Here is a 25464-nt window from a genome sequence, read left to right on the forward strand (position 1 = left end):
TTAAGCCGGATTTTTCGCGGCGTCCAGCCATGCGGCGAGGGTGGCGGGGGCGATTTCGCCCGCGAGATCGAGCGCTGGCGGCGGTGCTGCGAGCAAGGTTGCGCCGAATTCATCGGCGAGGGTGGCGATGCGGGGGAAGGCGGGCGCGGCGGGATCGAGGATGACGCCGCGCAGGCCGAGCCGGAGCGCTTCGAGGGCGCGGGCGGGGGCGTCGGCGCAGTCGAGCAGAGCGGGTCCGTCGAAGCATGCGGCGGCCAGCAGGCTCTGCCACCAGAGGCAGCCGGCATAGAGGGCGAAGCCGGGGGGCGAGAGCAGCGTGACCGGGCGGGCGGGGGCGAGCGCGCGGGCGATATCCGCGGCGTTGTGGACGATCAGCGCCGGGGGGGGCGGCTCAGTCGCGCTCGCCGGCAATCAGCACCTCGCGCTTGCCGACATGGTTGGCGGGGCCGACGACGCCGTCCTTTTCCATCTGCTCGATGAGCTTGGCGGCGCGGTTGTAGCCGATTTGCAGGTGGCGCTGGATGAAGGAGGTGCTGGCCTTGCCCTCGCGCGCGACGAGGGCGACGGCCTGCTGGTAGAGCCCGCCCTCGCCGCCCTCGGCCGCGGCGAGGCCGGGCATCGAGGGTGCATCGTCCTCCACCGCCTCGGTCACGGCCTCGACGTAGTCGGGCTCGCCCTGTTCGCGCAGGTAGGCGACGACATCCTCGACCTCGCGGTCGGAGACGAAGGGGCCGTGGACGCGGGTGATGCGGCCGCCGCCGGCCATGTAGAGCATGTCGCCCATGCCGAGGAGCTGCTCGGCGCCCTGCTCGCCGAGGATGGTGCGGCTATCGAATTTGGAGATCACCTGGAAGGAGATGCGGGTGGGGAAGTTCGCCTTGATCGTGCCGGTGATGACGTCGACCGAGGGGCGCTGGGTGGCCATGATGACGTGGATGCCGGCGGCGCGGGCCATTTGCGCGAGGCGCTGCACGGCGGCCTCGATTTCCTTGCCGGCGACCATCATGAGGTCGGCCATCTCGTCGATGACGACGACGATGAGCGGCAGGGGTTCGAGGGCGAGGGGCTGGTCCTCGAAGATCGGCTTGCCGGTTTCGGAATCGAAGCCGGTCTGCACGCGGCGGGTGACGACCTCGCCGCGGGCGAGGGCTTCGTTCACCCGGTCGTTATAGCCGGCGATGTTGCGCACCGAGAGGCCGCTCATCGCGCGGTAGCGGCGCTCCATTTCGCGCACGACCCATTTGAGGGCGGCGACGGCCTTGGCCGGCTCGGTGACGACGGGGGCGAGCAGGTGCGGAATGCCCTCGTAGACGGAGAGTTCGAGCATTTTCGGGTCGATGAGGATCAGGCGGCATTCTTCGGGCGACAGGCGGTAGAGCAGGCTCAGGATCATCGCGTTGACGCCGACCGACTTGCCGGAGCCGGTGGTGCCGGCGATCAGCAGATGCGGCATGCGCGCGAGATCGGCGATGACGGGCTTGCCGCCGATATCCTTGCCGAGGGCGAGGCCGAGGCGGCCGGTGGTGGCGTTCCAGTCCGCCGATTCGAGAAGCTCGGAGAGGAACACGGTTTCCCGCTTCGCATTCGGCACCTCGATGCCGATGACGTTGCGGCCCTGCACGGTGGCGATGCGGACGGCGAGGACGGAGAGGCTGCGGGCGATGTCATCCGCGAGACCGATGACGCGGGCGGAGCGGATTCCGGGGGCGGGCTCAAGCTCGTAGAGGGTGACGACCGGGCCGGGGCGGATTTCAACGATGCGGCCCTGCACGCCGTAATCGCCGAGAACGGTTTCGAGCAGCCGTGCATTGGCTTGCAGCGCCTCGGCATTGGGGCCGCCGGATGACTGGCGCGAGGGCGCCTGCTTGAGCAGTTCGAGGGGCGGGAGGCGCCAGAGATTGTCCGGCAGGGGCAGCCGTTCCTGACGCGGCGGGGCCTTGCGCGGCGGCGCGGCGCGGGTCAGCCGCGAGGGCGGGGCGCGGCCCTCCGTTTCGGTGAAGGGTGCGGCACGTGGGCTAGGCGCCGCGCCGGGATCATCGTGGTAGGACGCGGCGGGATCATCGGCATCGGCCGGGCCGCGGGGGATGACGAGCGAGGCCCGATCGTCCGCCGCCGTGGTTTCGGACATCGGCTGGGAGGCGACGATTTCCTTGAGCCATATGGACGTGCTGCCGGCGGCCCGGACGGCGCGGCGGCCATGCCGCGCGGAGACGGCCGCGGCGGCGGCGGCGCGGCGCCCGGCAAGGCGCCACTCGCCGGATGTCAGGCCAAAGGCGAAGACGGTAAACCCCGTGCCCAGCAGGGCGGACAGGCCCAGCAAGGCGGCGCGGCCGACCATGCCGAGCGCCGAGTGGGCGACATCGGCGCCATAGAAGCCGAGCAGCGTGCCGACGGCGCCGCCGGGGCCGGATGCGGCCGGCCAGCCGGGCGCGAAGCCGGCGTCGAAAGATTGCAGGACGCCCAGCGTGCAGGCCAGGGCCGGCATCGCGAACAGGGTGGACAGGGCGCGTAGCCGCCAGCGGGTGATCTCGCCGCGATTGACCAGCGCGAACCCCCAGGCGAGCAGCACCAGCGCCGGCAGGGCGCCGGCGATGCCGAAGCCTTGCAGCAGCAGGTCGGCGAGGATCGCGCCGAACCGGCCGGCAAGGTTCTGCGGCGGCAGAGAGGAGGCGGTGTCGAAGGAGGGGTCGCCGGGATGATAGGAGGCGAGCGACACCAGAACCGTCAGGCCGGCGAGACCGGCGCAGAGTGCTGCGATCTCGGCGAGATGCCGGGCAAAGCGCGCTTTCAGGGCGGGCGAGAGAAATTGGCGGGTTTCGGTGGTCGCGGACATTCGGGTGCCTGACTCCGGCAATACGGCGGAGGTTGAACTATAACCCGAATCACACTGATCTGACAAAGAAAATGGCCGGAGGTTTCCCTCCGGCCCGTCGGCTGGACAATTTTTTGTATTAAATTCAGTAGCCGTGCTGCAGAACTTCGCCGTGCTCGGAGATGTCGAGCCCTTCGCGTTCGGCCTCGGCCGAGACCCGCAATCCCATGGTCAGGTCGATGATCTTGAGGATGATGAAGGAGACGACGCCGCTATAGAGCAGGGTGACGAGGATTCCCTCGGCCTGGAGGACCATCTGGTGCGGGTTGCCGGCGAGCAGGCCGTTGGTGCCGCCGATCGACTTGACCGCGAAGACGCCGGTGAGCAGCGCGCCGGCAATGCCGCCGAGCCCGTGCACGCCCCAGACATCGAGCGCGTCGTCATATCCGAACATGCCCTTGAACCCGGTGACGCCCCAGAAGCAGACGACGCCAGCGACAAGCCCGATGACCAGCGCGCCGCCGACCGGCACGAAGCCGCAGGCCGGGGTGATGGCGACGAGACCCGCGACCGCGCCGGACACGGCGCCAAGCAGGCTGGGCTTGCCCTTCGTCATCCACTCCACGACCGTCCATGAAAGGACCGAGGCGGCGGTGGCGAGGTGGGTGTTGATCATCGCATACCCGGCCTGGCCGCCCGACGTGAGGGCCGAGCCCGCGTTGAACCCGAACCAGCCGACCCAGAGCAGGGACGCGCCGACCAGCGTGTAGCCGAGATCGGCGGGCGCCATGTTGGTGGTGCCATAGCCGGTGCGCTTGCCGACCATGAGGGCGGCCACGAGACCCGCGACCGCGGAGTTGATGTGCACCACGGTGCCGCCGGCGAAATCGAGCACGCCCTGGCTGCCGAGGAAGCCGCCCGGACCCCAGACCATGTGCGCGATCGGGGCGTAGACCGCGATCAGCCAGATGCCGAGAAAGACCATGGCCGAGGAGAATTTGAGCCGGTCGGCGGGGCCGCCGAGGATCAGCACCGGCGTGATGATCGCGAAGGTGCACTGGAACATGCAGAATACGGTTTCCGGGATGGTGCCGGAGAGCGTGCCGGTGCCATCGCCCATCAGCATGACCCTGGACAGGCCGCCGATGAACGGCGTGCCTTTGGTGAAGGCCAGCGAGTAGCCGATCACCACCCACAGCACCGAGATGAGCGCTGTGGCGAAAAAGCACTGCATCAGCATGGCCAGGATGTTCTTCCGGCGCAGCAGGCCGCCATAATAGAGCGCCAGACCCGGCACGGTCATCATCAGCACCAGGACCGAGGAGGTGAGCATCCAGGCTGTATCGCCCGAGTCGAGCTTCGGCGCCGTGTCCGCGAAGGCCACAGCATTCCAGCCCATGACCCCCAGGGCAGCCGCCATGCTCCCGATGAGCAATCGTCTTTTCATCCGCCGTTATCCTTCCTGCTCTGCGATACGTTTAACCATACGCCTCCTTATGCAGAGATCGTGCCAGACACGCTCAAGTTTGTTTGTTGGGCACAAGCCGGAATCCAGGTAAATATTGTTGTTTTTATAGTCATATTCTGCATATTTTTCGGTCATTTATCGGATTTGCCCAGATCGGCGTGGCGCCGGGCAGATGAGCGCGCCAGCGGCTTGCAGGATCTGCCGCAGATGCGACATCTGAGGCATCAGAGCACTTTCCGAACCATCCGGATCGGATGTAGTGCTCCATGTTATTGATAATGGCAGCATCCTTATCCGATCAGATGACTCCATCCGATCAGATGATGCTCCAGCGGAGGCGAGGCATGGCGGAGCAGACAGCGGATGTTGCGATCATCGGCGCGGGACCGGTCGGGGCGGCGCTCGCCCTGCGCCTGGCCGCGGCGGGGCAGCGGGTCGTTCTGGTGGACCGGGCGGCGCTGCCGCCGATGGAACATCCGGATTTCGACGGCCGCGCCTATGCCATCGCCTACGGGTCCCGCGACCTGCTGGAGCGTGCCGGGCTGTGGGAGCGGCTGCCGTTTCCGCCCTGTCCGATCGAGCGCATCCGCGTATCGGATGGCAAGCCGGGTCGCCCGCCCTCGCCGCTGTTTCTCGATTTCGACCATCGAGATGTCGGCGAGGAACCGTTCGGCTGGATTGTCGAGGCCCGCTCGCTGCGGATGGCGATCAACCGCGCCCTCGCGGAATCGCCGGTCATTCTTCATGCGCCGGCGACCGCGCGCGTGACCCGCGATGCCGACGGCGCCACCGTCGCGATCGCGGGCGGGCCGGTCTATCGGGCAAGCCTCGTGGTCGCCGCCGATGGCAGGGGCAGCGCGCTACGCGCCGAGGCGGGCATCGCCGTCACCCGCTACCCCTATCGCCAGAGCGCCGTGGTCTGCGCCGTGGAACACGAGCGGCCGCACCACAACGTGGCGCTGGAGCATTTCCTGCCGGGCGGCCCCTTCGCGCAACTGCCGATGAGCGATGCCGACGGCGCCCATCTGTCCGCCATCGTCTTCACCGAGAGCCACGCCAATGCCGCGCGCCTCGCGGCGATGGACGATCCGCGCTTCACCATCGAGGTGGTGCGGCGGCTGGGCGCGCATCTCGGCCGCATCCGGCTGGTGGGGCGGCGCTGGACCTATCCGCTCTCCGCCCTGCACGCGCACCGCTATCACGCGACGCGGCTGGTTCTCGTCGGCGATTCCGCGCACGGCGTTCACCCGATCGCCGGCCAGGGGCTCAATCTCGGATTGCAGGACGGCATCGCGCTGGCCGCGCTGATCGAGGGCGCGGCCGATCCGGGCAGCCCGGATCTGCTCGCCCGCTACCAGCGCATCCGCCGGCCGGCCAACATCGCGATGCTCGCCGCGACCGACGGGCTCGACCGGCTGTTCTCGACCGACCTGCCGCCGGTGCGCCTCGCGCGCGATATCGGGCTCGCCGCGGTGAACCGGATGCCCCGGCTCAAGCGCCGCTTCATGCGGACGGCGATGGGCCTCAGTGTCCCGAATCTGAAATCCGATGGATTTCAGATTCGGGACACTAGCGCATAGGGCCGCGCCGCAGCCCGGCGAGCCGCTGCTCGACGCGCTTGCGGGCGCGGGTGATCAGCGCAACACTGGCCAGCCGCCGGTCGAGGAACGCCCTGGTGTCCTCGCCCGTTTCCGAGGTGTCGCGCAGCCAGTAGAGCAGCGTCGTCGAATAGACCGCGGCGAGGATGGCCCGCTTCGTATACCAGGAGAAATCGGCCGAGCGGTCGCCGGCCGCGTGCCAGATCGCATCCACCGTGCGGCCGGTGATCCGCGCCGCGAGCGCGGCGTTGCGCGGCAGGGCGAGGATGGCGAGGGCGCGGCGGATCGCCTCGCGATGCGGCGCCGCACGGTCGAGCCGAAGGAGGATGACGGCACGCACCCGCGCGGAGAGCCGGGGCTCGTCGATCGTGCCGGCGGCCGCCTCCATCTCGCGGTCGGCCAGGGCGGCCCAGGCCTCGATCATCGCCGGAGCGCCGCCCTCGAACAGCAACTCCGCCTCCGCCGGGTCGCGGCCAAGGCGCGCCAGCGCCCGCCGCAGGGCGGTGCGCGTCCAGCCATCGAAGGGCACCTCCTCGATCAGGGCGCGGAGCAGTGCATCGTCATCCGCGCGGACCTCGTCCGCGCCGGTCATCGCCGTTTCGTTCATTCCACCTCTCCTGCGCTGCGCACGATCTCGTCGCGGAACCGCGCCACTTCCTCGTTGAATCCCATCAGCCGCGGATCGCGCAGCCGCTGCGGGTAGAGAATACCGTCGAGGTGATCGGCCTCGTGCTGGATGACCCGGGCGTGAAACCCGGTGGCCTCGCGGCTGAAGGGCGCCCCGGTCGCATCGATCCCGCGCAGGGTCAGCGCCTCGGCGCGGGGCACCAGCGCGCTCATGCCCGGGATCGACAGGCAGCCCTCCCAATTCTCGACCGGATCGCCGGGATGCAGCACGAGTTCGGGATTGATCACGGCGGACAGGCCGCGCGGCGTATCGTGCGCGCCACCGCCGGCCCGGCTTTCCGGCACACGGTAAATGAACACCCGCAGCGGCACATGCACCTGCGGCGCCGCCAGGCCGACACCTCCGGCATCCTCCAGCGTTTCGGCCATGTCGCGCAGCAGGCGGGCGATTTCCGGCGCGGCCGGGTCCGCCACCGGGGCGGCCTTTTCGAGCAGCACGGGATGCCCCAGCCGGGCAAGTTTGAGAATCGCCATGACCGACACATGGCGCAGATCCGCCGAATCGCAAAGGCGGATTACGCCGTACAGCCTCAACAAGACGGTTGGCAAAGCCTGGAATCTTGCTATAAGGGCGACCCGATGACGGGGTCGTCCCGGCACTGCGTAAGGCTGCGTCCGGATTGGCGCGGCTTCTTTGCGTTACTCTGCAAGCCTTTCAACCGTTATGGAGTCTCTGGCCAAGTGCAAGTTCTCGTTCGTGACAACAATGTCGATCAGGCGCTGAAGGCGCTCAAGAAGAAGCTTCAGCGTGAAGGCGTGTTCCGCGAAATGAAGTTGCGCCGGCACTACGAAAAGCCCTCCGAACGCCGCGCCCGCGAGGCGGCGGAAGCCGTTCGCCGCGCCCGCAAGATGGAGCGCAAGCGGATCGAACGCGAAGGGTTCTGATCGCTCCACGCGATCGGCTTTCCTGACGGGACAGGGCGCGGCCTATATGGGCACGCGCCTTTTTCCGTTTCAGCGACGATCAAGCGAATAACGCCCCGGGCCGGCGGAGGCCAGCAGCAGCAGACCGCCGCAAATCGCCAGATCGAGGAAGAACTGGATTTCCGCCGCCGCCGCGGCGCGGCCGTGCATCAGCCAGAAGCGATGCGCCAGCCAGTTCGCGGCGATCGTGAACAGGATCAGCACGATGGCGGCCTGCCGGGTCCGCAGGCCCAGCATGACCAGGCCGCCGGCGCCAAGTTCGCAGACCACGGCGATCACGCCGCCCAGGGTCGGCGCCGGGGCATCGAGATGGGTGAGCAGATGCACAATTCCGGGCCAGTGCACGAGCTTGCTCCAGCCCGCCTGCACGAAGAGTAAAGCGATCGCCAGCCTTCCGGCCAGCATTCCCACATCCGATATGCCACGCTGCATGGTTTTCTTTCGATCCAGACCCTGTAAGTTATCGTTGAGCGGGGCGCCCTGCCCCGCCGCTTGTTAAACGGAACGCCATCATGACCGCCAGCCCCGTCGTCGATTTCGAAGGCCTCGCCGCGACCGAGATCTCCGCCGATCCCTTTCCGCATCTGGTAATGCGAGGTTTCGTTCGACCCGAGCGGCTCGCCGGCGTCGTCGCCGATCTGCCGCCGCTCGGCGCGCGGGGCAGTTTCCCGATCGAGTCGGTCCGGCTCGGGACCAACGCCGCGCGGCTGATGGACGACATGAAGGGCGAGCAGATGCGGCGAATCATCGCCGGGAAGTTCGGCCTCGACCTCGACGGCGCGCCGGTGATGCTGACGCTGCGCGGCCGCACCGATGCGCGGGACGGCAAGATCCATTGCGATTCGCTCGCCAAGCGGGTCACCATCCTGCTCTATCTCAACCCGGCCAGCGAGGCCTGGGCGCGGCAGGATGGTTGCCTGCGGCTGCTGCGTGGGCCGGACGATCTGGAGAATTACGCGGTCGAGGTGCCGCCGGTCGATGGCACGCTGCTGGTGTTCCCGAACGGCCCGACCACCTGGCATGGCCACCGCACCTATGTCGGCAAGCGCTACACGGTGCAGATGAACTACATGACCACCGATGCCAAGGCGCGCTACGAGATGCGCCGGCACCGGATATCGGCGCTGGTCAAACGTCTTTTGCCAGCCGCCTGAAAGGCTGCGGCCCGGCGCCGCAACGCACCCATGACCCCTGACACGAAAACGACGACAGCGGCCGCCGCCGCCGAAAGCCCCTTGCGAACTCTCCTGCTGTTCGCCGGAATCCTGCTCATCGCCATGAACATGCGCGCGGCGCTGGCCTCGGTCTCGCCGCTGCTGACCCCGATCGGCGCGGCGCTCGGCCTCGGCCCGCTGGGGCTGACCGCGCTGGCCACCATCCCCGTCGTCTGCTTCGCGGCCCTCGCCCCTGTCAGCATCGTGCTGCAACGGCGGGTGGGGCTGGAAGCGGCGATGATGACGGTGCTGGTGCTGCTCGCCGCCGGCCTGCTGGTCCGCGTGCTCGGCGGGGTTGCCGCGCTGTTCGCCGGCACGGTGATGGGCGGGGCGGCGATCGCGATGGGCAACGTGCTGCTGCCGGGGCTGGTCAAGCGCGATTTTCCAACCCGCGTCGGCCTCGTGACCGGCTGCTACACCACGGTGATGACGACAATCGCCTCGGTGGCGGCGGCGATCAGCGTGCCGGTGGCCAATGCCAACCCGTTCGCCTGGCGCGGCGCGCTGGGGCTGTGGGCGGTGCCGGCGATCGTCGCGGCGTTGATCTGGCTGCCGCAGCTTGCCCATGGCGCCCATCGGCTGAGCCACACGCCGACGACCGGCGCATTCCGCAAGCTGGCGCGCAGCCCGCTGGCCTGGGCGGTGACGATGTTCATGGGCCTGCAATCGCTCGGCTTCTACTCGATCCTGTCATGGCTGCCGGCGATCCTGCATGCCCACGGCATCAACCCGACCATGGCTGGGATCATGCTGTCGACGACCACGCTCGTCGCGATTCCGGCCGCACTTGTCACGCCGGGCCTCGCCACGAGAAGCCGCGACCAGCGGCTGTTGCTCGCCAGCCTGCTCGCGATCGTCAGCGTCGGGTATGTCGGGCTGATGCTGGTGCCGGCCGCGGCGCCCTGGGTGTGGGTCGTGTTCATCGGCATCGGCCAGGGCGCCTGTTTTCCGCTGGCGCTGACGCTGATGGTGCTGCGCACCGGCGGCCCGGGCGAGGCCATGGCGCTGTCGGCGTTCTCGCAGATGGTCGGCTATGCGGTGTCGATCGCGGGGCCGCTCGGGCTCGGGGTGATCCACACGCTGAGCGGCCATTGGTGGCCATCGGTCGCGTTCCTGGTGATCTTGCAGGCGCCGACGCTCGGCTTCGGCCTCGCGGCAGCGCGGCCGCGCACGATCCGGTTCTGACATCCGGCCGACATGGAAAACGGCCCCCGCGCAGCGCACGGGGGCCGTTTCTGTCTGGAACGCGCATCCAGTCAGGTGTTTCCACCTGACCTTGTATTGCGCGCTCGTTACTCGGCGGCGTCTTCGCGCCGGCCGCCCTTGCCGCCGACCTGGTCGGTGATGTCGGCGCCGGTCGCCTGATCGACCACCCGCATCGACAGCTTCACCTTGCCGCGATCGTCGAGCCCGATCATCTTCACCTTCACGGCATCGCCGACCTTCACCACATCGCCGGTGCGGGCGACGCGGCCCTGCGCCAGTTCGCTGATGTGGACCAGGCCGTCTCGCGCGCCGAAGAAGTTCACGAAGGCGCCGAAATCGGCGATCTTCACGACCTTGCCGGTGTAGATCTGGCCGACTTCCGGTTCGGAGGTCAGCGAGCGGATACGGTCGATCGCCTTCTGCGCCTGTTCGTCGGAGGTTGCCGCGATCTTGATCGTGCCATCGTCCTCGATGTCGATCTTGCAGCCGGAATACTCGACGATCTCGCGGATCACCTTGCCGCCGGTGCCGATCACGTCGCGGATCTTGTCCTTCGGCACGTTGATCACGGTGATGCGCGGCGCGTTGGCGGAGACGCCCTCGCGCGCGCCGGTCAGCGCCTTGGACATCTCGCCGAGGATGTGCAGGCGCCCATCCTTCGCCTGATCCAGCGCGATCTTCATGATCTCGGGCGTGATCGAGGTGATCTTGATGTCCATCTGCAGGCTGGTCACGCCCGCCTCGGTGCCGGCCACCTTGAAGTCCATGTCGCCGAGATGGTCTTCATCGCCGAGGATGTCGGAGAGCACGGCGAAGCCCTTGTCCTCCTTGATCAGGCCCATGGCGATGCCGGCCACCGGGCGCGGCAGCGGCACGCCGGCATCCATCAGCGCGAGCGAGGTGCCGCACACCGTCGCCATCGAGGAGGAGCCGTTGCTCTCGGTGATCTCGGAGACGACGCGCAGGGTGTAGGGGAACTTGTCCTTGCCCGGCAGCAGCGGGTGAATGGCGCGCCAGGCGAGCTTGCCGTGGCCCACTTCGCGGCGGCCAGGGCTGCCGACGCGGCCGGTCTCGCCCACCGAGAAGGGCGGGAAATTGTAGTGCAGCAGGAAGCGCTCGCGGTATTCGCCCTCGATCGCATCGACGATCTGCTCGTCCTGCGCGGTGCCGAGGGTCGCGACCACGAGGGCCTGGGTTTCGCCGCGGGTGAACAGGGCGGAGCCGTGGGTGCGCGGCAGCACGCCGACCTCGGCGAGGATCGGGCGGACGGTGCGGGTGTCGCGCCCGTCGATGCGGATGCCGTTGTCGAGGATCGCGTTGCGGACGATATCCGCCTCAAGCTCCTTGAACATGCCCTTGGCCTTGTCGACCGGGCGTTCCTCGGCGGCGAGCGTCTCGAGCACCTGGGCCTTCACCGCGCCGATCTTTTCGTGGCGGGCGGTCTTCTCGCGCTCGGCATAGGCGGCGCGCAGCCCCTCGCGGGCGAGTTCGTCGACGCGGGCGGCAAGCGCCTTTTCCTCGTCGCTTTCCTCGACCAGCGGCCAGGGGTCCTTGGCGGCGTGTTCGGCAAGCTCGATGATCGCCTGGATCACCGGCTGGAACGCGGCATGGCCGAAGGTGACGGCGCCGAGCATGGTTTCTTCCGACAGCTCGTGCGCCTCGGACTCGACCATCAGCACGCCCTCTTCCGTGCCGGCGAGCACGAGGTCGAGCCGGCTTTCGGCGATCTGCGCCGAGGTCGGGTTGAGGATGTATTCACCGTCGATATAGCCGATGCGGGCGGCGCCGACCGGGCCGAAGAACGGAATGCCGGAAAGGGTCAGCGCGGCCGAAGAGGCGACGAGCGAGACGATGTCCGGCTCGTTCTCGAGGTCGTGGCTGAGCACGTTGACGATGACCTGCACCTCGTTGCGGAACCCGTGCGGGAAGAGCGGGCGGATCGGCCGGTCGATCAGGCGGGAGGTCAGGGTCTCGCGCTCGGTCGGGCGGCCTTCGCGCTTGAAGAAGCCGCCGGGAATGCGGCCGGCGGCATAGAATTTCTCCTGGTAGTTCACGGTGAGCGGGAAGAAATCCTGCCCCGGCTTCACCGTGCGGGCGCCAACCACGGTGGCGAGCACCACGGTGTCGCCATAGGAGGCGACGACGGCGCCGTCGGCCTGGCGGGCAACCTTGCCGGTTTCGAGGATGAGCTTGCGCCCGCCCCAGTCGAGTTCCTTGCGGAAATACTTGTCAAACATCATTCGGTCCTTGCAACAACAGGACCGGTACGGTCACACCATCGGTGGCGCGGTGCGGGACGCGGCGTCTCGGGCGGCATGGGTCGGGCTGTGGGCGATGTCTCGTCACAGCCACGGGCCATGTGGCCGGAAACGCCGAAGAGACCCCGGCGTTGCGCGCAACCGAACGATCTGATCCGTTCCGATCACGACCGGAGGACGATCCCCCGGCTGAAGATGCGCCAGCGGCGCATATCATCCTTATAGTCCAATTGCCGCCGCTCCGCTACTGCGGGGGCGTGAGGAGACCCGCATGACCGAAACGCCCCCGATTCTCGAACGCCGCGGCGGCATCGCCCGGCTGCGTCTCAACCGCCCTTCCCTGCGCAACCGGCTCGGCGCGGATGATCTTGCCGCCCTGCTCGGCCACTGCGCCACGATCGCGGCGGACGAAACGATCCGCGTCGTCGTGTTCGAGGCCGCCGGGAAGGTGTTCAGCGCCGGCTTCGATCTCGATGCCCTCTCGCGCGGGGAGACCGGGGACGCCGAGGACGGGCCGGGCGGCATCGGCCGCGTGGGCACGGCGCTCGCCGCCCTGCCCCAGCCGGTGATCGCGCGGCTGCACGGCAATCTGTATGGCGGCGCGGTCGATCTCGCGCTCGCCTGCGATTTCCGCATCGGCGTGGCGGGCATGGAACTGCTGATGCCGGCGGCGCGGATCGGCCTGCATTACTATCGCTCGGGGCTCGCCCGCGCGGTGGAGCGCATCGGGCCGGACGCCACGCGCCTGCTCTTCGTCGCGGCGCGGACGATCGACGCGGACACGCTGCTGCGGATCGGCTACCTGACCGCGCTTGCCAGCGCCGACGATCTCGACGCCACGGTCGATGCCCTCGCCGCCCGGCTGGAAGCCAACGCGCCCCTCGCCGTGCGGGGCATGAAGGCGGCGATCGCCGGGCTCGCATCCGGCAGGCTGGATGGCGAGGCGTTCGCCGCCGGGCTCGACGCCGCGCATCGCGACCGGGCCTTCATCGAGGCCATGGCGGCGTTGCGGGCGAAGAAGCGCGGCGGCTGAGCTTCAGGCGCGCAGGTTGAAGGCGGCCAGCGCCGCGAGATCGCGATCGCCCCAGCCTTCGCGCACGGCGTCATGCGCGGTGCGGCGGACGGCTTCGACCAGCTTGAGGTTGAAGCCGGCTCCCTCGCCCGCCTCGTCCATCAGGCGGAGATCCTTCTCGACCGCCTCGATCGAGAAGCCCACCGAATCGCTCCGCGTGCCGCCCATCTCGGTAATGATCGCGGCGCTGCGGATGGCGAGGGCGGGCGCGCCGCCGGAGCTCTTGCCGATGATGCCGAGCAGCCGTTCCGGCGTGATCCCGTAATCGCGGGTGATCAGCGCGGCCTCGCCCAGCGCCTGGAACGCGGCCAGCAGCGGCAGGTTGACCGCGAGCTTCATCGCCGAAGCGGCCTGCGGCGTCTCGAAGCGCTCCAGCCGGTCGCACAGCTCGTCGAGCACCGGCGTCGCGGCGGCGATCGTCGCGTCATCGCCGCCGGCAAGGCCGAGCAGCTTGCCCGACCGCGCCGGGCCGACCGTGCCGCCCACCGGGCAGGCCACGAACCGCCCGCCCTGCGCGGTCACCGCTTCGGCGTTGGCCTGCATGTCGGCGGGCTTCAGCGTGCTCATGTCGATCACGAGGGCCTGGCGGAGAGTGGCGCCGAGCAGACCTCCCTCGCCATGATAGACCGCGCGGGCAGCCGCCTCGTCGAGCAGCATCACAATGACGTAATCGGCCGCGGCCGCCACCTCGGCCGGCGATGACTTGACCGCGAGCCCCTCGACCGCCGCGGCCCGCGCCAGGGTCCGGTTCCAGCCGCAGACCTGATGGCCGCGCTCGATCAGCCGCGCCGCCATCGCGGCACCCATCCGGCCAAGACCGATAACGCCAATCTTCAGACTCATGTTCGTGCTCCCGTTCGCAATAGGTTCAGCGCCGGATATGGGCGGTGGCGAGCCATGAAAAAAGCCGGAGGCGATCGCCCCCGGCCCTTTCCGTCAGTCCGGCCAGAATGACCGGGCCGTTCAGCCCGGCGCGGGCAGCGGCCCGAGCCCGCCGGATTTCGGCACTTCCGGTTTCTGCGCCATCGGCACCGAGGCGCGGCGACTGTCGGGCGCCGGCTCGTCAACGACCTGGCGAACCACCGGCTCGCCGCGCAGGACGGTCTGGATTTCATCGCCGGTGAGCGTTTCGTATTCCAGCAGCCCCTTGGCCAGGCGGTGCAGCTCGTCGAGCCGCTCGGTCAGGATCCGACGGGCCTCGGAATAGGCGTGATCGATCACGGACTTGATTTCGCGGTCGATCTCCTGCGCGGTCGCCTCGGAGACGTTCTTGTGCTGCGTCACCGAGTGGCCGAGGAAGAGTTCCTGCCCGTTGTCGCCATAGGCGATCATGCCGAGCTTGTCGCTCATGCCCCATTCGGTGATCATCCGGCGGGTGATGTCGGTCGCCTGCTTGATGTCGCCCGACGCACCGTTGGAGACGTTCTCGGCCCCGAAGATGATCTCCTCGGCGGCGCGCCCGCCCATCGCCTTGACCAGTTCGGAGAGCAGCTTGGCCTTGCTCATCGAATAGCGGTCGCCTTCCGGCAGGCTCATCACCATGCCGAGCGCGCGGCCGCGGGGAATGATCGTGGCCTTGTGAACGGGGTCGCAGTGCTTCTGCGAGATCGAGCAGAGCGCATGGCCGGCCTCGTGATAGGCCGTCATCTTCTTCTCGTCCTCGCTCATCACCATCGAGCGCCGCTCGGCGCCCATCATGACCTTGTCCTTGGCGTATTCGAATTCGGCCATGGCGACGACGCGCTTGCCCATGCGGGCGGCGAGAAGGGCGGCCTCGTTGACCAGGTTGGCGAGATCGGCCCCCGAGAAGCCGGGCGTGCCGCGGGCGATCACCTTGGGATCGACATCGGCGGCCAGCGGCACCTTGCGCATATGGACCTTGAGGATGCGCTCGCGGCCGTTCACGTCCGGGTTCGGCACCACCACCTGGCGGTCGAACCGGCCGGGGCGCAGCAGCGCGGGGTCGAGCACGTCGGGGCGGTTGGTGGCGGCGATGAGGATGACGCCCTCGTTGCTCTCGAACCCGTCCATCTCGACGAGCATCTGGTTCAGCGTCTGCTCACGCTCGTCGTTGCCGCCGCCAAGCCCGGCGCCGCGATGGCGGCCGACCGCGTCGATCTCGTCGATGAAGATGATGCACGGCGCGTTCTTCTTGCCCTGCTCGAACATGTCGCGCACGCGGCTGGCGCCGACACCGACGAACATTTCAACGAAATCGGAGCCCGAGATGGTGAAGAAGGGCACGTTGGCCTCGCCGGCGATGGCGCGGGCAAGCAGCGTCTTGCCGGTGCCTGGCGGGCCGACCAGCAGGACGCCTTTCGGGATCTTGCCACCCAGTCGCTGGAATTTCTGCGGATCGCGCAGGAAGTCAACGATCTCCTGCAACTCGCCCTTGGCTTCCTCGATGCCGGCGACATCCTCGAATGTCACCCTGCCCTGTTTCTCGGTCAGCAGGCGCGCGCGGGACTTGCCGAAGCCCATGGCCCGGCCGCCGCCGCCCTGCATCTGGCGCATGAAATAGATCCACACGCCCACCAGCAGGATCATCGGCGCCCAAGACACGAGATAGTGAAGCAGCGGGTTTTCCGGCGGGTTGAGCGGCTTGGCGACGACGCTGACCTTCTTCGAGATCAGCGTGTTGACCAGGCCCGGATCGTCCGGCGCATAGGTCTCGAACGTGGAGCCCGATTTGAGGGCGCCCGTGATGTCATGCCCGCGGATCGTGACATGATCCACCTTGCCCGCGTTGACCTCGGACACGAAGGTCGAATAGGCGACTTGCGTGCCGTGGCTGGTGTCCGTGGTGGTGGGCTGGAACATGTTGAACAATAACACAAAGAAGAGTGCTATGATCACCCAGACCAGCAGGTTGCGCCCCAGATTGTTCATCAAGCTTCATCCAGTCCTGTTCACCCCGGAAGGCTAAAACCGAGGGGGCCGGCGGAAACCGGCCGAGAAATTCCGCCGAACCGCGTCTTGCCTCATCTTGGCACGGCTCCGGTCGGTTCGCCAATCCCTATAGAGAGTGGGGATGATACGCCGTTTTCCTATCCTTCTGGTGAACGGGACGCGCAGATCTGTCCGCCGCCGGACGCTGGCTCGAATGGCGCCGGGGCAGCCGGGCCGGGAGGCACGAACGCGACCGCGCAGGCAGGCCCAATTCCGAGATGCGGAACCGCAAGCACACCCTGATCGCCGAAAAAGGCCGGCAGGGTCTGGCGCAGGGCGGCGGGAAGGCGGGCGGCGGCACGCCTGTCGACCGGGCTTGGGCCAAGGGCGCCGAGGGTCCGCGCGCCTGGCGGCGCATGGCGGATACGGAAGCGCCCATCCCAGAGCGCGCCCTCGACCGCGGGATCGGGCGTGCGCAAGCGGCGGCCTCGCGCACGAGCATCCAGCCAGGACCGTGGCGCCCTGCGGGCAGAATCCGCACGCCACCGAGCGTTGCGGGGCGCAATCCTCCCGCCAGCCGGCCGATCGCGGCGCGGGCCGGCGGGTAGATCTGTCCGGCGACGACCCGCAACAGGGCGGCGAGCGCATCGGGCGGGAGCGCATCCCCGCGGATGATCGCCCATCCTTCCGGACGAAGCGTGACGTGGCACGCCAGATCGGCGGCGGCGATGCGGTCCGCCGCCGCGCGGTCATCCGCCGCTGTCCCGACATCGCCGGGCGGTTGCGATGCGCCGGCGCGCCGGACCCGGACCCGTTCGAAGCGCGGGTCGAGATTCGAAGGGTCCTCCACCCAGGCGACGCCCTGCTCCACCAGGAAATCGCGGAGCATCGGGGACGGAATCCCGAGCAGGGGCCGCAGGATCATCACCGTGTCGCGCGGCGAGACGCCCGCCATCCCCGCGAGACCGCGAACGCCGCGGCGGGCGCGCATGACCCGCAACTCGTCCTGATCGCCCGCATGATGACCAAGGAGGAGATGAACGATTCCAGCCTCGCGCGCCGCACCGGCCAGCGCGGCGTGACGCGCTTCGCGCGCGCGGGCCTGCAAGGCGGCACCCGGCGACAGGCGCAGACGCAGGACGCGGCTGCGCACGGCGAGCCCTGCAAGCCGTTGGGCGGTTTCGGCGGCTTCCCGGCCGGATTCGGGGCGGAGACCATGATCGACGATGAGCGCGATGCATTCTCCGCCACGCTGGCGGGCCCAGGATGCGGCGAGAAGAACGAGGGCCGTGCTGTCAGCCCCTCCGGAAACACCCGCGGCGAGGCATGGCGCGGGGCCGAAAGGGCCGAACCGGGCCATGGCCCGCTCGAACCGAGCGGGCAGGCTGGGCGCGAACGCGGACTTCAGCGGCAGGCGGCGCGCCGGCGCGCCGCGCCAATCTGTGCCTTCAGCGCCGGCGAGGGCGAGGAGAACTGGCTGTTCAGGGAGTCGAGCGTGTCACACGCTTCCTGGTTCTGGTGGATCGCGGACAGGGAATTGGCCAGTCCAAGCAGGGCATAGGGCGCATGCGGACCGGCGCGATCGGCGTTGTAGGCATCGTCGAACGCGATCGCGGCCTCCTGATGCTTGCCCTGGTGGTAGAGCGATTCGGCGACGATCATCGAAGCCTCGCCCTTGCCGGCGCGTTTGCCCTGCTTCGCGATCACCGCGCGAGCATCCTCCTCGGCGGCCTTGTAGTCATGCCGGGCGAGAGCCGTGCGCGCGGCGGCGAGCGAGGCCGTGGCCCGCGGCTGGGGTTGCGACTGCGGATTTTGCGGCCGCGCGGATGTTTTCCCGGCCGGCAGCGTGCCGAGCGTCCCCGTAGCACCCGGAGCGGGCGACGTATTGGCGGCCGGCGGCGTCGCGCCGGGTTTCCCCGCCTGGTCGAGCTGGAATTTCAGATTGCCGATTTGCTGGTTGATTTCGTCGTGCTGCGTGGCGACCTCGTGTTCCAGCGTATCGACACGCCCCCTCAGGTCCTGGACCTGGTTGTGCAGCGTATCGACCTGCTCAAGCAACGAGGCGACGAGTCCCCCCGAACTGCCCTGGCGCGCGGACTGGCTGGTCTGCGCCGGCGGCGCGGCGGACCCCAGAACGGAGCCGCCATTGCTGCCGCCCTGCTGCATCTGCGCAAGCTGGTGCTTGAGTTCGAGGATCTGGTTTTCGAGGGCAATTCCTTCCCGGCTCGAGATCATCTGCGCCCGAACCACGGCAGGCATGAGGATCAGCACGGCAATGCTGGCGGATGTCAGGGATTTCAACATGGAACTGCGCATCGGTTTCCTCGTTCGGCGAGACGCGCCGGATTGCGCCCCCGACCCAATGTAGTGCGAACGACCGCGTCGTTGAAGCGCGGGCCGGCAGAAAGCAAATCGGCGGCTCGGGTTGATCGAGCCGCCGATCGGTCACGTCATGCTGTCAGGGGAAATCCCCCGAACGGCATTCTCAGTGGCAATGCTGCGGGTTGAAGCCCTGCACCGAGGTGATCGCCACGCGGTCCTGCGCGTAGTCCTGCTCGGTGTTACCCGGCGAGACCAGGCACGACTTGCCATAGGAGATCGTGCGGATGCGGGACGCCGCAACGCCCTTGGCAACCAGGTAATTGCGGGCGGCGTGGGCGCGGCGGGCGCCGAGGGCCAGGTTGTAGGCTTCCGTGCCGCGCGGGTCGGCGTTGCCGGCGATCAGAACGTCGACATTCGGATACTTCGCAAGCCAGCTGGCCTGACGGTCGAGCGTCGACTTGTCGGCGCCGGTCAGGTTGGACTTGTTGAAGCCGAAGAAGGCACGATCGCCGACGTCGGCAACAAGCTGCTGCTCGCTGCCCGGCGCGGGACCGGACTGCGCGGCGGTCGTGCCAGAGCCGGTTGCCATGGACTGGGTCTTGGGGGCGTTGGAGCACGCCGCAAGCAGGGCAACAGCCGCAAGCGCGCCCAGAGCTTTGATATTCATGTTTACCGTCCCGATGTTGGGTGCCTGTATTGTGACGCACCGGCGCCATGCCGATGCGTTGAAACCGTTAGCCTGAACTTTTAGCCAGACGTATTGCCCAGATACCCACCGACTGGCCTCGCCGGGTTGGCGGGCGGCGTTCGATAAACAGTCTGAGCAAACGACGAACCCGGCCGGACCGATGTATCGGCCTGACCAGAACGCGTTACTTCATCTATTCGGATTGTGCCGACCATTCAAGCGGACTTTTGGCATCACGAGGCCGCTCGCGCTTATTGGCGTGTCATTCGCCAGCAACGCGACTTTTTTGACACATTACCGCCTGAATGCAGCTTTTGGAGCGCCGCCTTCCCGGCCGTTTCCGTTTTGCAACTTATTCTTAACTTTCCTGCTTTAAACACGAAAAACGAGGCCGCTGGTCTCCGTTTCCTCCCTGATGGCTGGTCATATGCCAGCCCTCCTTCGAGCGTGATCGGTACTAACGGTCACGCTCATTTTTCAAAATCTGAGACAATATATCTTTTTAAGGAAAAATTATTATTATTAATACACGTGATGCCTCATATACTACTTATAGTTTGTAGATTGTAACGATTTCATATTATACTCACCGTGAAGACAAAAAATTACGGCGATCCACCGTCTCGGCTTTGGGTTTTTTTGGATGCCTGGATTAGAAAACCAGGCAAGTCATCGCAAGGAATAATCTTGCCCCTACCGACGACCGCGTGGCTCGGGTTTGTGAAGCCAGGTTCGAATACGACGTACTTTTTGACACAAGCTTTTGATCCAGACGCTCAAAACCTCCGGACATGTTCCGGAGGTTTTTTTATCGACAACCGGGTTCCGATCGCCCCGTTTGCTTGACATTTCGCCCGCTTCACGCTCCCTGCCGGCCATGTCCGACGATCTGCCGACCATCGACTCCCAGGCCCGCTCAGCCATCGCCGCCGCAGGCGATCTCGCTGCGCTCGACGCCGTCCGCATCGCCCTGCTGGGCAAGACCGGCCAGGTCACCGCGCTGCTCAAGACACTCGGCAGCCTGACGCCAGATGAGCGCAAGCGCGTCGGCGCCGAGGTGAACGCGCTGAAAACGGCGATTTCAGCCGCGATCGAGGCGCGCCGCGCGGTGCTCGAGGCCGAGGCCCTCGCAACACGCCTCGCCGCCGAGCGAATCGACGTCACGCTGCCCGGCCGTCCCGACCGTGCGGGCACGATCCACCCGATCTCGCGCACCATGGAAGAACTCACCGCCCTGTTCGGCGCCATGGGGTTCGGCGTGAAGGAAGGGCCGGATATCGAGGATGACTGGCACAATTTCGGCGCGCTCAACATCCCCTCGCACCACCCGGCGCGGGCGATGATGGACACGTTCTATCTCGACGCCGCGGCCGGCAGCCGCCCGGTCGTGCTGCGCACCCACACCTCGCCGCTGCAGATCCGCACCATGCTCGCGGAAGCGCCGCCGATCCGCGTCATCGTGCCGGGCCGCACCTATCGTTCGGACCATGACGCGACGCACAGCCCGATGTTCCACCAATGCGAGGGCCTTGTGATCGACCGCGGAATCACCCTCGCCCATCTCAAGGGCTGCCTGATCGACTTCCTGCGCGCCTTCTTCGAACGGCCGGACCTCAAGGCCCGCTTCCGGTCAAGCTATTTCCCCTTCACCGAACCCTCGATGGAGGTCGATATCGCCTGGGACCGCAAATCCGGCGAAATCGGCGCCGGCAGCGACTGGCTGGAAATCCTCGGCGCCGGGATGATCCATCCCAACGTGTTGGCGAATTGCGGGCTCGACCCGCGCGCGTTCCAGGGCTTCGCCTTCGGCATGGGGGTCGAGCGCATCACCATGCTCAAGCATGGCATTCCCGATCTTCGCACCTTTTACGAGAGCGATGTGCGCTGGCTCGCGCATTACGGCACCTCGCCACTGGCGCCGGTGACCCTGCACGAAGGGACGCACGATGAAATTCACCCTCTCCTGGCTGAAGACGCATCTCGACACTGATGCCTCGCTCGATGCCATCGCCGAAACCCTGTCCGCCATCGGGCTGGAAGTTGAAAGCATCGCCGATCGCGGCGCCAGCCTCGCGCCGTTCCGCATCGCCCGGGTGATCGAGGCCACACAGCACCCGAATGCCGACCGGCTGCGGGTCTGCCGCGTCGATCCCGGCGATGGCGCCGAGGTGACCGTGGTGTGCGGCGCGCCGAACGCGCGCACTGGCATGCGCGCCGTCTTCGCGCCGCCGGGCAGTTTCGTGCCCGGCACCGGGATCACGCTGAAGGTGGGCGAGATCCGCGGCGTCCCCTCGGCCGGGATGCTGGTCTCCGAGCGCGAACTCGGCCTTGGCGACAGCCATGACGGCATCATCGACCTGCCGGACGACGCGCCGGTGGGCGCGCCGTACGCGAGCTGGGCGGGGCTCGACGATCCGGTGATCGAGATCGGCGTGACGCCCAATCGCGGCGATGCCTTCGCGGTGCGCGGCGTCGCCCGCGACCTCGCCGCCGCCGGGCTCGGCACGCTGAAGCCCTGGGCGCCGCCCGCCGCCGCCGCCGCCGGGGCGAGCGCGATCGCCTGGCAGAACGCCTATTCCGAGGCCTGCCCCTGGGTGCTCGGCCGCACCGTACGCGGGGTGCGCAACGGCGAGAGCCCCGCCTGGCTGAAGCGCCGCCTCGAATCGATCGGGCTGCGGCCGATCAACGCGCTGGTCGACATCACCAATTTCTTCACCATCGATCTCGGCCGGCCGCTGCATGTGTTCGACGTCGGCAAGATCGCCGGCAGCGCGCTCACCTTGCGGCGCGGCGCGGGGGAAAGCTTCCGCGGCCTGCACGGCAAGGACGTGACCGCGACGGCGGATGACTGCGTCATCGCCGATGCGGCGGGCGCGCAGTCTCTCGCCGGGATCGTCGGCGGCGAGGCGACGGGGTGCGACGAGACCACGCGGGACGTGTTCATCGAATGCGCCCTGTTCGACCGGGTGCGGATCGCCCTCACCGGCCAGCGCACCGGCATCCATTCCGACGCGCGGCAGCGCTTCGAGCGCGGCATCGATTTCGCGTTGCTGCCCGCCGCCCTCGATGCGGCGACCGCGATGGTGATCGAGCTCTGCGGCGGCACCGCGTCCGAGATCACCGAGGCCGGGGCGCAGCCCGACTGGCATCGCACCGCGACGATGCGCTTCGACCGCCTCGCCAGTTTCGGCCACTCGACCGTCACACCCGACCGCGCCGTGGAAATTCTCGACCGCTTGGGCTTCGCCGCCGTCGCGCGCGATGCGGCGTCGGTCACCGTCGCCGTGCCGAGCTGGCGCAACGATGTCGCCGCGGCCGACCTGCCCGGCGGCAGCGCGCTCGACCAGCATGGCGGCCTCGCCGCGGCGACCGCCGAGGCCGCGCGGCTTGGCGCGCGGACGATCGAGCCGGAGGTCGACCTGATCGAGGAAGTGCTGCGGATCGACGGGCTGGACCGGATCGAGCCGGTCTCGCTGCCGGGCGCAGCACCGGTGCCCACGGCCTCGCTCACCCCCCGCCAGGCCCGCACGGTGCGCGCCCGACGCGTGCTCGCCGCGCGCGGCATGGCCGAATGCGTGACGTTCAGCTTCCTCGACCGCGCCACCGCCGCGCGCTTCGGCGCGACGCCCGACACTCTCGCGCTGAAAAACCCGATCGCCGCCGATCTCGACCAGATGCGGCCGACGCCGCTGGCCACCATCGCCCTCGCCGCAGCGCGCAACGCCGCCCGTGGCCTTGGCGATCTCGCGCTGTTCGAGATCGGCCCGGCCTATCGCGATATCGCCCCCGACGGACAGGATCTGGTCGCGGCAGGGCTGCGCGCCGGGCGGACGCCGCTCTCCTGGATCGAGCCGGCGCGCCCTGCCGATCTGTGGGACGCCAAGGCCGACGCCGTCGCCGTGCTCGGCGAACTCGGCGTGCCGCTCGATGCGGTGACGGTGACGGCCGATGCCCCGGCGCATTATCACCCGGGCCGTTCCGGCACGCTGCGCCAGGGGCCGAAGACACGGCTCGGCTGGTTCGGCGCGCTGCATCCCGCCCTCTGCGCCGAACTCGATCTGCCGGAAGGCAGCGTGGCGTTCGAGCTCGATCTCGGCGCGATCGCCGATCCGAAACGGCGGCGCAAGGCCGCGCCGTCGCTGCCGCAGTTCCAGCCGCTCCGCCGCGACTTCGCCTTCATCGCCGATGCGACGGTGACGGCCGAGGCGGTGCTGCGCGCGGCGAAGGGGGCCGAGCGCAGCCTGATCACCAATGTCGCGCTGTTCGACCGCTATGCCGGGGAGAAACTGCCGGAAGGCAAGGTGTCGCTGGCCGTGGCGGTGACCCTGCAACCGCGCGAGGCGAGCCTTACGGATGCGGAGATCGAGGCCGTATCGGCGAAGATCGTCGCGGCGGTGGCCAAGGCGACCGGGGCGACGCTTCGGAACTGACAGCCCGCCCCTGAAATTCACCCAGGCCTTTCAAGGGCAGGCGCATTTCAGGGGGCAGGCGTATTTCATTGGACAGGCAAGGCGCGAGGTGGTGTCCCCAGAGCATCATCCGATCGGATAAAGATGCTCTGTTTATAAATAGCATAGAGCACGATATCCGATCCGGATGGGTCGGAAAGCGCGCTATCGCGCGGCGCCGGTTGGCAGGCTCGTCGGCTGCGCGCCGGTATCCGCGGCGCCGGCATCGGGAACGGGCAAGGGTTTCGCCTGGATTCCCTGGTCCGCCGAATAAGGCTGCGCCACCGCGCCGCCGGCGCCTGAATTCGGCGCGAAGGCCAGCCAGTCCGGCAGGGTGCGCTGGATCTGGTATTGCAGCTCGACATTCATGCTGTTCATCATCGATTTCGTCAGACCATACAGCGCGGCGCGCATGCGGTCCGGCGTTTCATTGGCCGGGGCCGTCACGCTGTGCGAGATCGTCGCCTCGGCGTAGCCAACCCGCTGGCCGTTGCTGGTGCGGACGTTGAGGTCAACCGTCATGGTGCCGACGAGCGTATCGCCGACCTGGCGGAGCGAGGCCTGGCGGATCACGAAAACGGCCGAACCGGGGCTGCCATTGGCCACCAGCCGCTCCCGCGCCATGCGCTCCAGCACCCGCGCGGGCGTTTCCGGCGCCTGCTCGATCACCTGCGCGGCATCGGGCCCGGGCTGGTAATCATTGCGAATCTGGATACTGGCGACTTTCAGGGTGATCGGCGGCAGATAGGCGTAGTCGAGCCGGGCAAACGTGGTCGGCGGGGGCGGCTCGCTCGCGCAGGCCGAAAGGGCGAGCGGCAGGATGACCATTCCGGCGAACACGCGGCGCCTCATGACACGCCTCCCTGACCGTCGGCCTGTGTCGCGACGCTGATCTCGCCGCGTGGAAAACGGAAATCGACATTGCAGAATTCGCAGGTCATCGTGATGTCCCCGTCGATGGTCATGTGATCGAGATCGTCCCCGGAAAACCCGCCCAGCACGTCCGAAAGCCGGGCGCGCGAGCAGCGGCAGCCATAGGCGAGCGGTCGCGGCCGGTCGACCGCAATGCCCTCGCCGTGAAACAGCCGGTAGAGCAGCCGTTCGGGCGGCAGCGCGTCGTCGAGCAATTCGGCGTCGGTGATGGTGGCGGCGAGGATTTTGGCGGTTCGCCAGGCCTCTTCCTGCTCGGCCTCGCTCAGGGCGGGATCGATGCCGCCGGCACCGGCGATCCGCTCGATCACGAGGGCGGCGGCGCGCCAGCCGGCCGGCGTTTCGGCGGCGGCAAGGTGGATCTGGCAGGGCAGCTGCTCGGATGTCTCGAAATAATGATGCGCCATGTCCGACAGGCTTTGCCCCTCGAGCGAGACGATGCCCTGGTGGCGTTCCATGTCTGGCCCCTGATCCACGGTGAAGGCGAGATAGCCATCGCCCATCATCGCCCGCGCGAAGGCCTCTTCCGGCAGCGCGATCTCGTCGGACAGGCGGGCATAGCCGCGCAGCGCCCCGCCATCGGTGCAGTCGGCGAGCAGCAGCGGCACGGCGCCGTCGCCCTTGGCCTGCAGCGAGAAGCTGCCGGTGAATTTCAGCGCGGTGGCGAGGCTGGCGACGAGCGCCAGCGCCTCTCCCAGCAGCGCCCGCACCGGCGGGGCATGGTCGTGGCGGTTGAGCAGCGCGTCAGCCAGCGGGCCAAGACGGACCAGACGGCCGCGAACAGGCTGATTTGGCAGGAAAAACGGCGTAACGCCCCGTGGCACGACGATATCGGGGACGTCGGGGCGGGTACGGTCGAGAAAAGGGGGCAGATCGGTCATGGCCGTTAAATAGAGGCAGTGCGCCGATTTTGCCATCGCCGCGCATTTGTTGGCGCACGCCGATGAC

At 68.1% G+C, this 25464-nt stretch carries 21 protein-coding genes; 7 read left to right on the top strand and 14 right to left on the bottom strand.

Annotated elements, in window-relative coordinates; all coding sequences use genetic code 11:
- The 3 genes from ACIDOCELLA78_RS85080 to ACIDOCELLA78_RS85090 form a co-directional block, all read right to left on the bottom strand.
- Complete coding sequence (locus tag ACIDOCELLA78_RS85080) at nt 1-411, bottom strand: hypothetical protein (protein ID WP_201728071.1); 411 nt, start codon at nt 409-411, stop codon at nt 1-3.
- On the bottom strand, nt 392-2833 hold the full coding sequence (locus ACIDOCELLA78_RS85085; RefSeq protein WP_201728072.1) for a DNA translocase FtsK: 2442 nt from the start codon (nt 2831-2833) through the stop codon (nt 392-394). Before ACIDOCELLA78_RS85085 ends, ACIDOCELLA78_RS85080 begins: the two co-directional genes overlap by 20 nt.
- A gap of 124 nt (nt 2834-2957) precedes the next feature.
- A complete protein-coding gene (locus tag ACIDOCELLA78_RS85090; RefSeq protein ID WP_249675263.1) occupies nt 2958-4232 on the bottom strand; it encodes an ammonium transporter in 1275 nt (424 codons plus the stop codon).
- Between the two features lie 392 nt (nt 4233-4624).
- On the opposite strand from ACIDOCELLA78_RS85090, the gene ACIDOCELLA78_RS85095 reads away from it, so the two are divergent.
- Nucleotides 4625-5860 carry a UbiH/UbiF/VisC/COQ6 family ubiquinone biosynthesis hydroxylase gene (locus ACIDOCELLA78_RS85095; RefSeq protein ID WP_201728074.1) on the top strand — a complete coding sequence of 412 codons (1236 nt, stop codon included), beginning with the start codon at nt 4625-4627 and terminating at the stop codon, nt 5858-5860.
- On the opposite strand, the gene ACIDOCELLA78_RS85100 is transcribed toward ACIDOCELLA78_RS85095, so the two are convergent.
- The gene (locus ACIDOCELLA78_RS85100) at nt 5850-6485 is read right to left on the bottom strand and encodes a COQ9 family protein (protein WP_201728075.1); all 636 of its coding nucleotides are present in this window, start codon (nt 6483-6485) and stop codon (nt 5850-5852) included. The two genes, ACIDOCELLA78_RS85095 and ACIDOCELLA78_RS85100, sit on opposite strands and share 11 nt — an antisense overlap.
- Nucleotides 6482-7039, bottom strand: coding sequence for a peptide deformylase (gene def, locus ACIDOCELLA78_RS85105; RefSeq protein ID WP_201728076.1), 558 nt, complete (start codon nt 7037-7039; stop codon nt 6482-6484). Before def ends, ACIDOCELLA78_RS85100 begins: the two co-directional genes overlap by 4 nt.
- A 207-nt stretch (nt 7040-7246) precedes the next feature.
- On the opposite strand from def, the gene rpsU reads away from it, so the two are divergent.
- Nucleotides 7247-7450: a 30S ribosomal protein S21 gene (rpsU, locus tag ACIDOCELLA78_RS85110; RefSeq protein WP_007421557.1), complete on the top strand. Its 204-nt coding sequence runs from the start codon at nt 7247-7249 to the stop codon at nt 7448-7450.
- Between the two features lie 69 nt (nt 7451-7519).
- On the opposite strand, the gene ACIDOCELLA78_RS85115 is transcribed toward rpsU, so the two are convergent.
- Nucleotides 7520-7894, bottom strand: a complete 375-nt coding sequence (locus tag ACIDOCELLA78_RS85115) for a DoxX family protein (protein WP_249675266.1) — start codon at nt 7892-7894, stop codon at nt 7520-7522.
- A gap of 107 nt (nt 7895-8001) precedes the next feature.
- Here ACIDOCELLA78_RS85115 and ACIDOCELLA78_RS85120 point away from each other — a divergent pair, with 107 nt between their 5' ends.
- Together ACIDOCELLA78_RS85120 and ACIDOCELLA78_RS85125 are read left to right on the top strand one after the other, a co-directional pair.
- Nucleotides 8002-8643, top strand: coding sequence for a 2OG-Fe(II) oxygenase (locus ACIDOCELLA78_RS85120; RefSeq protein ID WP_201728078.1), 642 nt, complete (start codon nt 8002-8004; stop codon nt 8641-8643).
- A gap of 30 nt (nt 8644-8673) precedes the next feature.
- Entirely contained in the window at nt 8674-9888 is a 1215-nt protein-coding gene (locus ACIDOCELLA78_RS85125; protein WP_201728079.1) for an MFS transporter, read from the top strand.
- Nucleotides 9889-9995: 107 nt separating this feature from the next.
- Here ACIDOCELLA78_RS85125 and pnp read toward each other — a convergent pair whose 3' ends face one another.
- Nucleotides 9996-12149 carry a polyribonucleotide nucleotidyltransferase gene (gene pnp / locus ACIDOCELLA78_RS85130; protein WP_201728080.1) on the bottom strand — a complete coding sequence of 718 codons (2154 nt, stop codon included), beginning with the start codon at nt 12147-12149 and terminating at the stop codon, nt 9996-9998.
- A gap of 289 nt (nt 12150-12438) precedes the next feature.
- On the opposite strand from pnp, the gene ACIDOCELLA78_RS85135 reads away from it, so the two are divergent.
- Nucleotides 12439-13200, top strand: coding sequence for an enoyl-CoA hydratase/isomerase family protein (locus tag ACIDOCELLA78_RS85135; RefSeq protein ID WP_201728081.1), 762 nt, complete (start codon nt 12439-12441; stop codon nt 13198-13200).
- A 3-nt stretch (nt 13201-13203) separates the two neighbouring features.
- Here the strand turns inward: ACIDOCELLA78_RS85135 and ACIDOCELLA78_RS85140 are convergent, their stop codons facing one another.
- The 5 genes from ACIDOCELLA78_RS85140 to ACIDOCELLA78_RS85160 all read right to left on the bottom strand — a co-directional run bounded on the left by ACIDOCELLA78_RS85140 (nt 13204) and on the right by ACIDOCELLA78_RS85160 (nt 19117).
- Nucleotides 13204-14082, bottom strand: coding sequence for an NAD(P)-dependent oxidoreductase (locus ACIDOCELLA78_RS85140; protein ID WP_201728082.1), 879 nt, complete (start codon nt 14080-14082; stop codon nt 13204-13206).
- A 120-nt stretch (nt 14083-14202) separates the two neighbouring features.
- A complete protein-coding gene (ftsH, locus tag ACIDOCELLA78_RS85145; protein WP_201728083.1) occupies nt 14203-16128 on the bottom strand; it encodes an ATP-dependent zinc metalloprotease FtsH in 1926 nt (641 codons plus the stop codon).
- A gap of 127 nt (nt 16129-16255) precedes the next feature.
- On the bottom strand, nt 16256-17488 hold the full coding sequence (tilS, locus tag ACIDOCELLA78_RS85150; RefSeq protein ID WP_249675270.1) for a tRNA lysidine(34) synthetase TilS: 1233 nt from the start codon (nt 17486-17488) through the stop codon (nt 16256-16258).
- Between the two features lie 44 nt (nt 17489-17532).
- Nucleotides 17533-18444, bottom strand: a complete 912-nt coding sequence (locus tag ACIDOCELLA78_RS85155) for a tol-pal system YbgF family protein (RefSeq protein WP_201728084.1) — start codon at nt 18442-18444, stop codon at nt 17533-17535.
- A gap of 169 nt (nt 18445-18613) precedes the next feature.
- Nucleotides 18614-19117 (bottom strand): OmpA family protein, encoded by a 504-nt coding sequence (locus tag ACIDOCELLA78_RS85160; RefSeq protein ID WP_201728085.1) that lies wholly within the window; start codon nt 19115-19117, stop codon nt 18614-18616.
- Nucleotides 19118-20015: 898 nt separating this feature from the next.
- Here ACIDOCELLA78_RS85160 and pheS point away from each other — a divergent pair.
- Both pheS and pheT read left to right on the top strand, forming a co-directional pair.
- Nucleotides 20016-21128 (top strand): phenylalanine--tRNA ligase subunit alpha, encoded by a 1113-nt coding sequence (pheS, locus tag ACIDOCELLA78_RS85165; protein WP_201728086.1) that lies wholly within the window; start codon nt 20016-20018, stop codon nt 21126-21128.
- Nucleotides 21085-23568: a phenylalanine--tRNA ligase subunit beta gene (gene pheT, locus ACIDOCELLA78_RS85170; RefSeq protein ID WP_201728087.1), complete on the top strand. Its 2484-nt coding sequence runs from the start codon at nt 21085-21087 to the stop codon at nt 23566-23568. Before pheS ends, pheT begins: the two co-directional genes overlap by 44 nt.
- A gap of 183 nt (nt 23569-23751) precedes the next feature.
- Here pheT and ACIDOCELLA78_RS85175 read toward each other — a convergent pair whose 3' ends face one another.
- The gene (locus ACIDOCELLA78_RS85175; protein WP_201728088.1) at nt 23752-24438 is read right to left on the bottom strand and encodes a hypothetical protein; all 687 of its coding nucleotides are present in this window, start codon (nt 24436-24438) and stop codon (nt 23752-23754) included.
- A complete protein-coding gene (locus ACIDOCELLA78_RS85180; RefSeq protein WP_249675287.1) occupies nt 24435-25397 on the bottom strand; it encodes an Hsp33 family molecular chaperone HslO in 963 nt (320 codons plus the stop codon). The genes ACIDOCELLA78_RS85175 and ACIDOCELLA78_RS85180 overlap by 4 nt, the downstream gene beginning before the upstream one ends.
- Nucleotides 25398-25464: the final 67 nt, after the last annotated feature.

Source organism: Acidocella sp. C78 (assembly GCF_907164655.1).

Bases quoted from the DNA above. Each gene is read 5' to 3' on its own strand.
- ACIDOCELLA78_RS85085 (WP_201728072.1), bottom strand. From the start codon at position 2,833: ATGTCCGCGACCACCGAAACCCGCCAATTTCTCTCGCCCGCCCTGAAA.
- ACIDOCELLA78_RS85090 (WP_249675263.1), bottom strand. From the start codon at position 4,232: ATGGCGGCTGCCCTGGGGGTCATGGGCTGGAATGCTGTGGCCTTCGCG.
- ACIDOCELLA78_RS85095 (WP_201728074.1), top strand. From the start codon at position 4,625: ATGGCGGAGCAGACAGCGGATGTTGCGATCATCGGCGCGGGACCGGTC.
- ACIDOCELLA78_RS85100 (WP_201728075.1), bottom strand. From the start codon at position 6,485: ATGAACGAAACGGCGATGACCGGCGCGGACGAGGTCCGCGCGGATGAC.
- def (WP_201728076.1), bottom strand. From the start codon at position 7,039: ATGGCGATTCTCAAACTTGCCCGGCTGGGGCATCCCGTGCTGCTCGAA.
- ACIDOCELLA78_RS85115 (WP_249675266.1), bottom strand. From the start codon at position 7,894: ATGCTGGCCGGAAGGCTGGCGATCGCTTTACTCTTCGTGCAGGCGGGC.
- ACIDOCELLA78_RS85120 (WP_201728078.1), top strand. From the start codon at position 8,002: ATGACCGCCAGCCCCGTCGTCGATTTCGAAGGCCTCGCCGCGACCGAG.
- ACIDOCELLA78_RS85125 (WP_201728079.1), top strand. From the start codon at position 8,674: ATGACCCCTGACACGAAAACGACGACAGCGGCCGCCGCCGCCGAAAGC.
- pnp (WP_201728080.1), bottom strand. From the start codon at position 12,149: ATGATGTTTGACAAGTATTTCCGCAAGGAACTCGACTGGGGCGGGCGC.
- ACIDOCELLA78_RS85135 (WP_201728081.1), top strand. From the start codon at position 12,439: ATGACCGAAACGCCCCCGATTCTCGAACGCCGCGGCGGCATCGCCCGG.
- ACIDOCELLA78_RS85140 (WP_201728082.1), bottom strand. From the start codon at position 14,082: ATGAGTCTGAAGATTGGCGTTATCGGTCTTGGCCGGATGGGTGCCGCG.
- ftsH (WP_201728083.1), bottom strand. From the start codon at position 16,128: ATGAACAATCTGGGGCGCAACCTGCTGGTCTGGGTGATCATAGCACTC.
- tilS (WP_249675270.1), bottom strand. From the start codon at position 17,488: ATGGCCCGGTTCGGCCCTTTCGGCCCCGCGCCATGCCTCGCCGCGGGT.
- ACIDOCELLA78_RS85155 (WP_201728084.1), bottom strand. From the start codon at position 18,444: ATGCGCAGTTCCATGTTGAAATCCCTGACATCCGCCAGCATTGCCGTG.
- ACIDOCELLA78_RS85160 (WP_201728085.1), bottom strand. From the start codon at position 19,117: ATGAATATCAAAGCTCTGGGCGCGCTTGCGGCTGTTGCCCTGCTTGCG.
- pheS (WP_201728086.1), top strand. From the start codon at position 20,016: ATGTCCGACGATCTGCCGACCATCGACTCCCAGGCCCGCTCAGCCATC.
- pheT (WP_201728087.1), top strand. From the start codon at position 21,085: ATGAAATTCACCCTCTCCTGGCTGAAGACGCATCTCGACACTGATGCC.
- ACIDOCELLA78_RS85175 (WP_201728088.1), bottom strand. From the start codon at position 24,438: ATGAGGCGCCGCGTGTTCGCCGGAATGGTCATCCTGCCGCTCGCCCTT.
- ACIDOCELLA78_RS85180 (WP_249675287.1), bottom strand. From the start codon at position 25,397: ATGACCGATCTGCCCCCTTTTCTCGACCGTACCCGCCCCGACGTCCCC.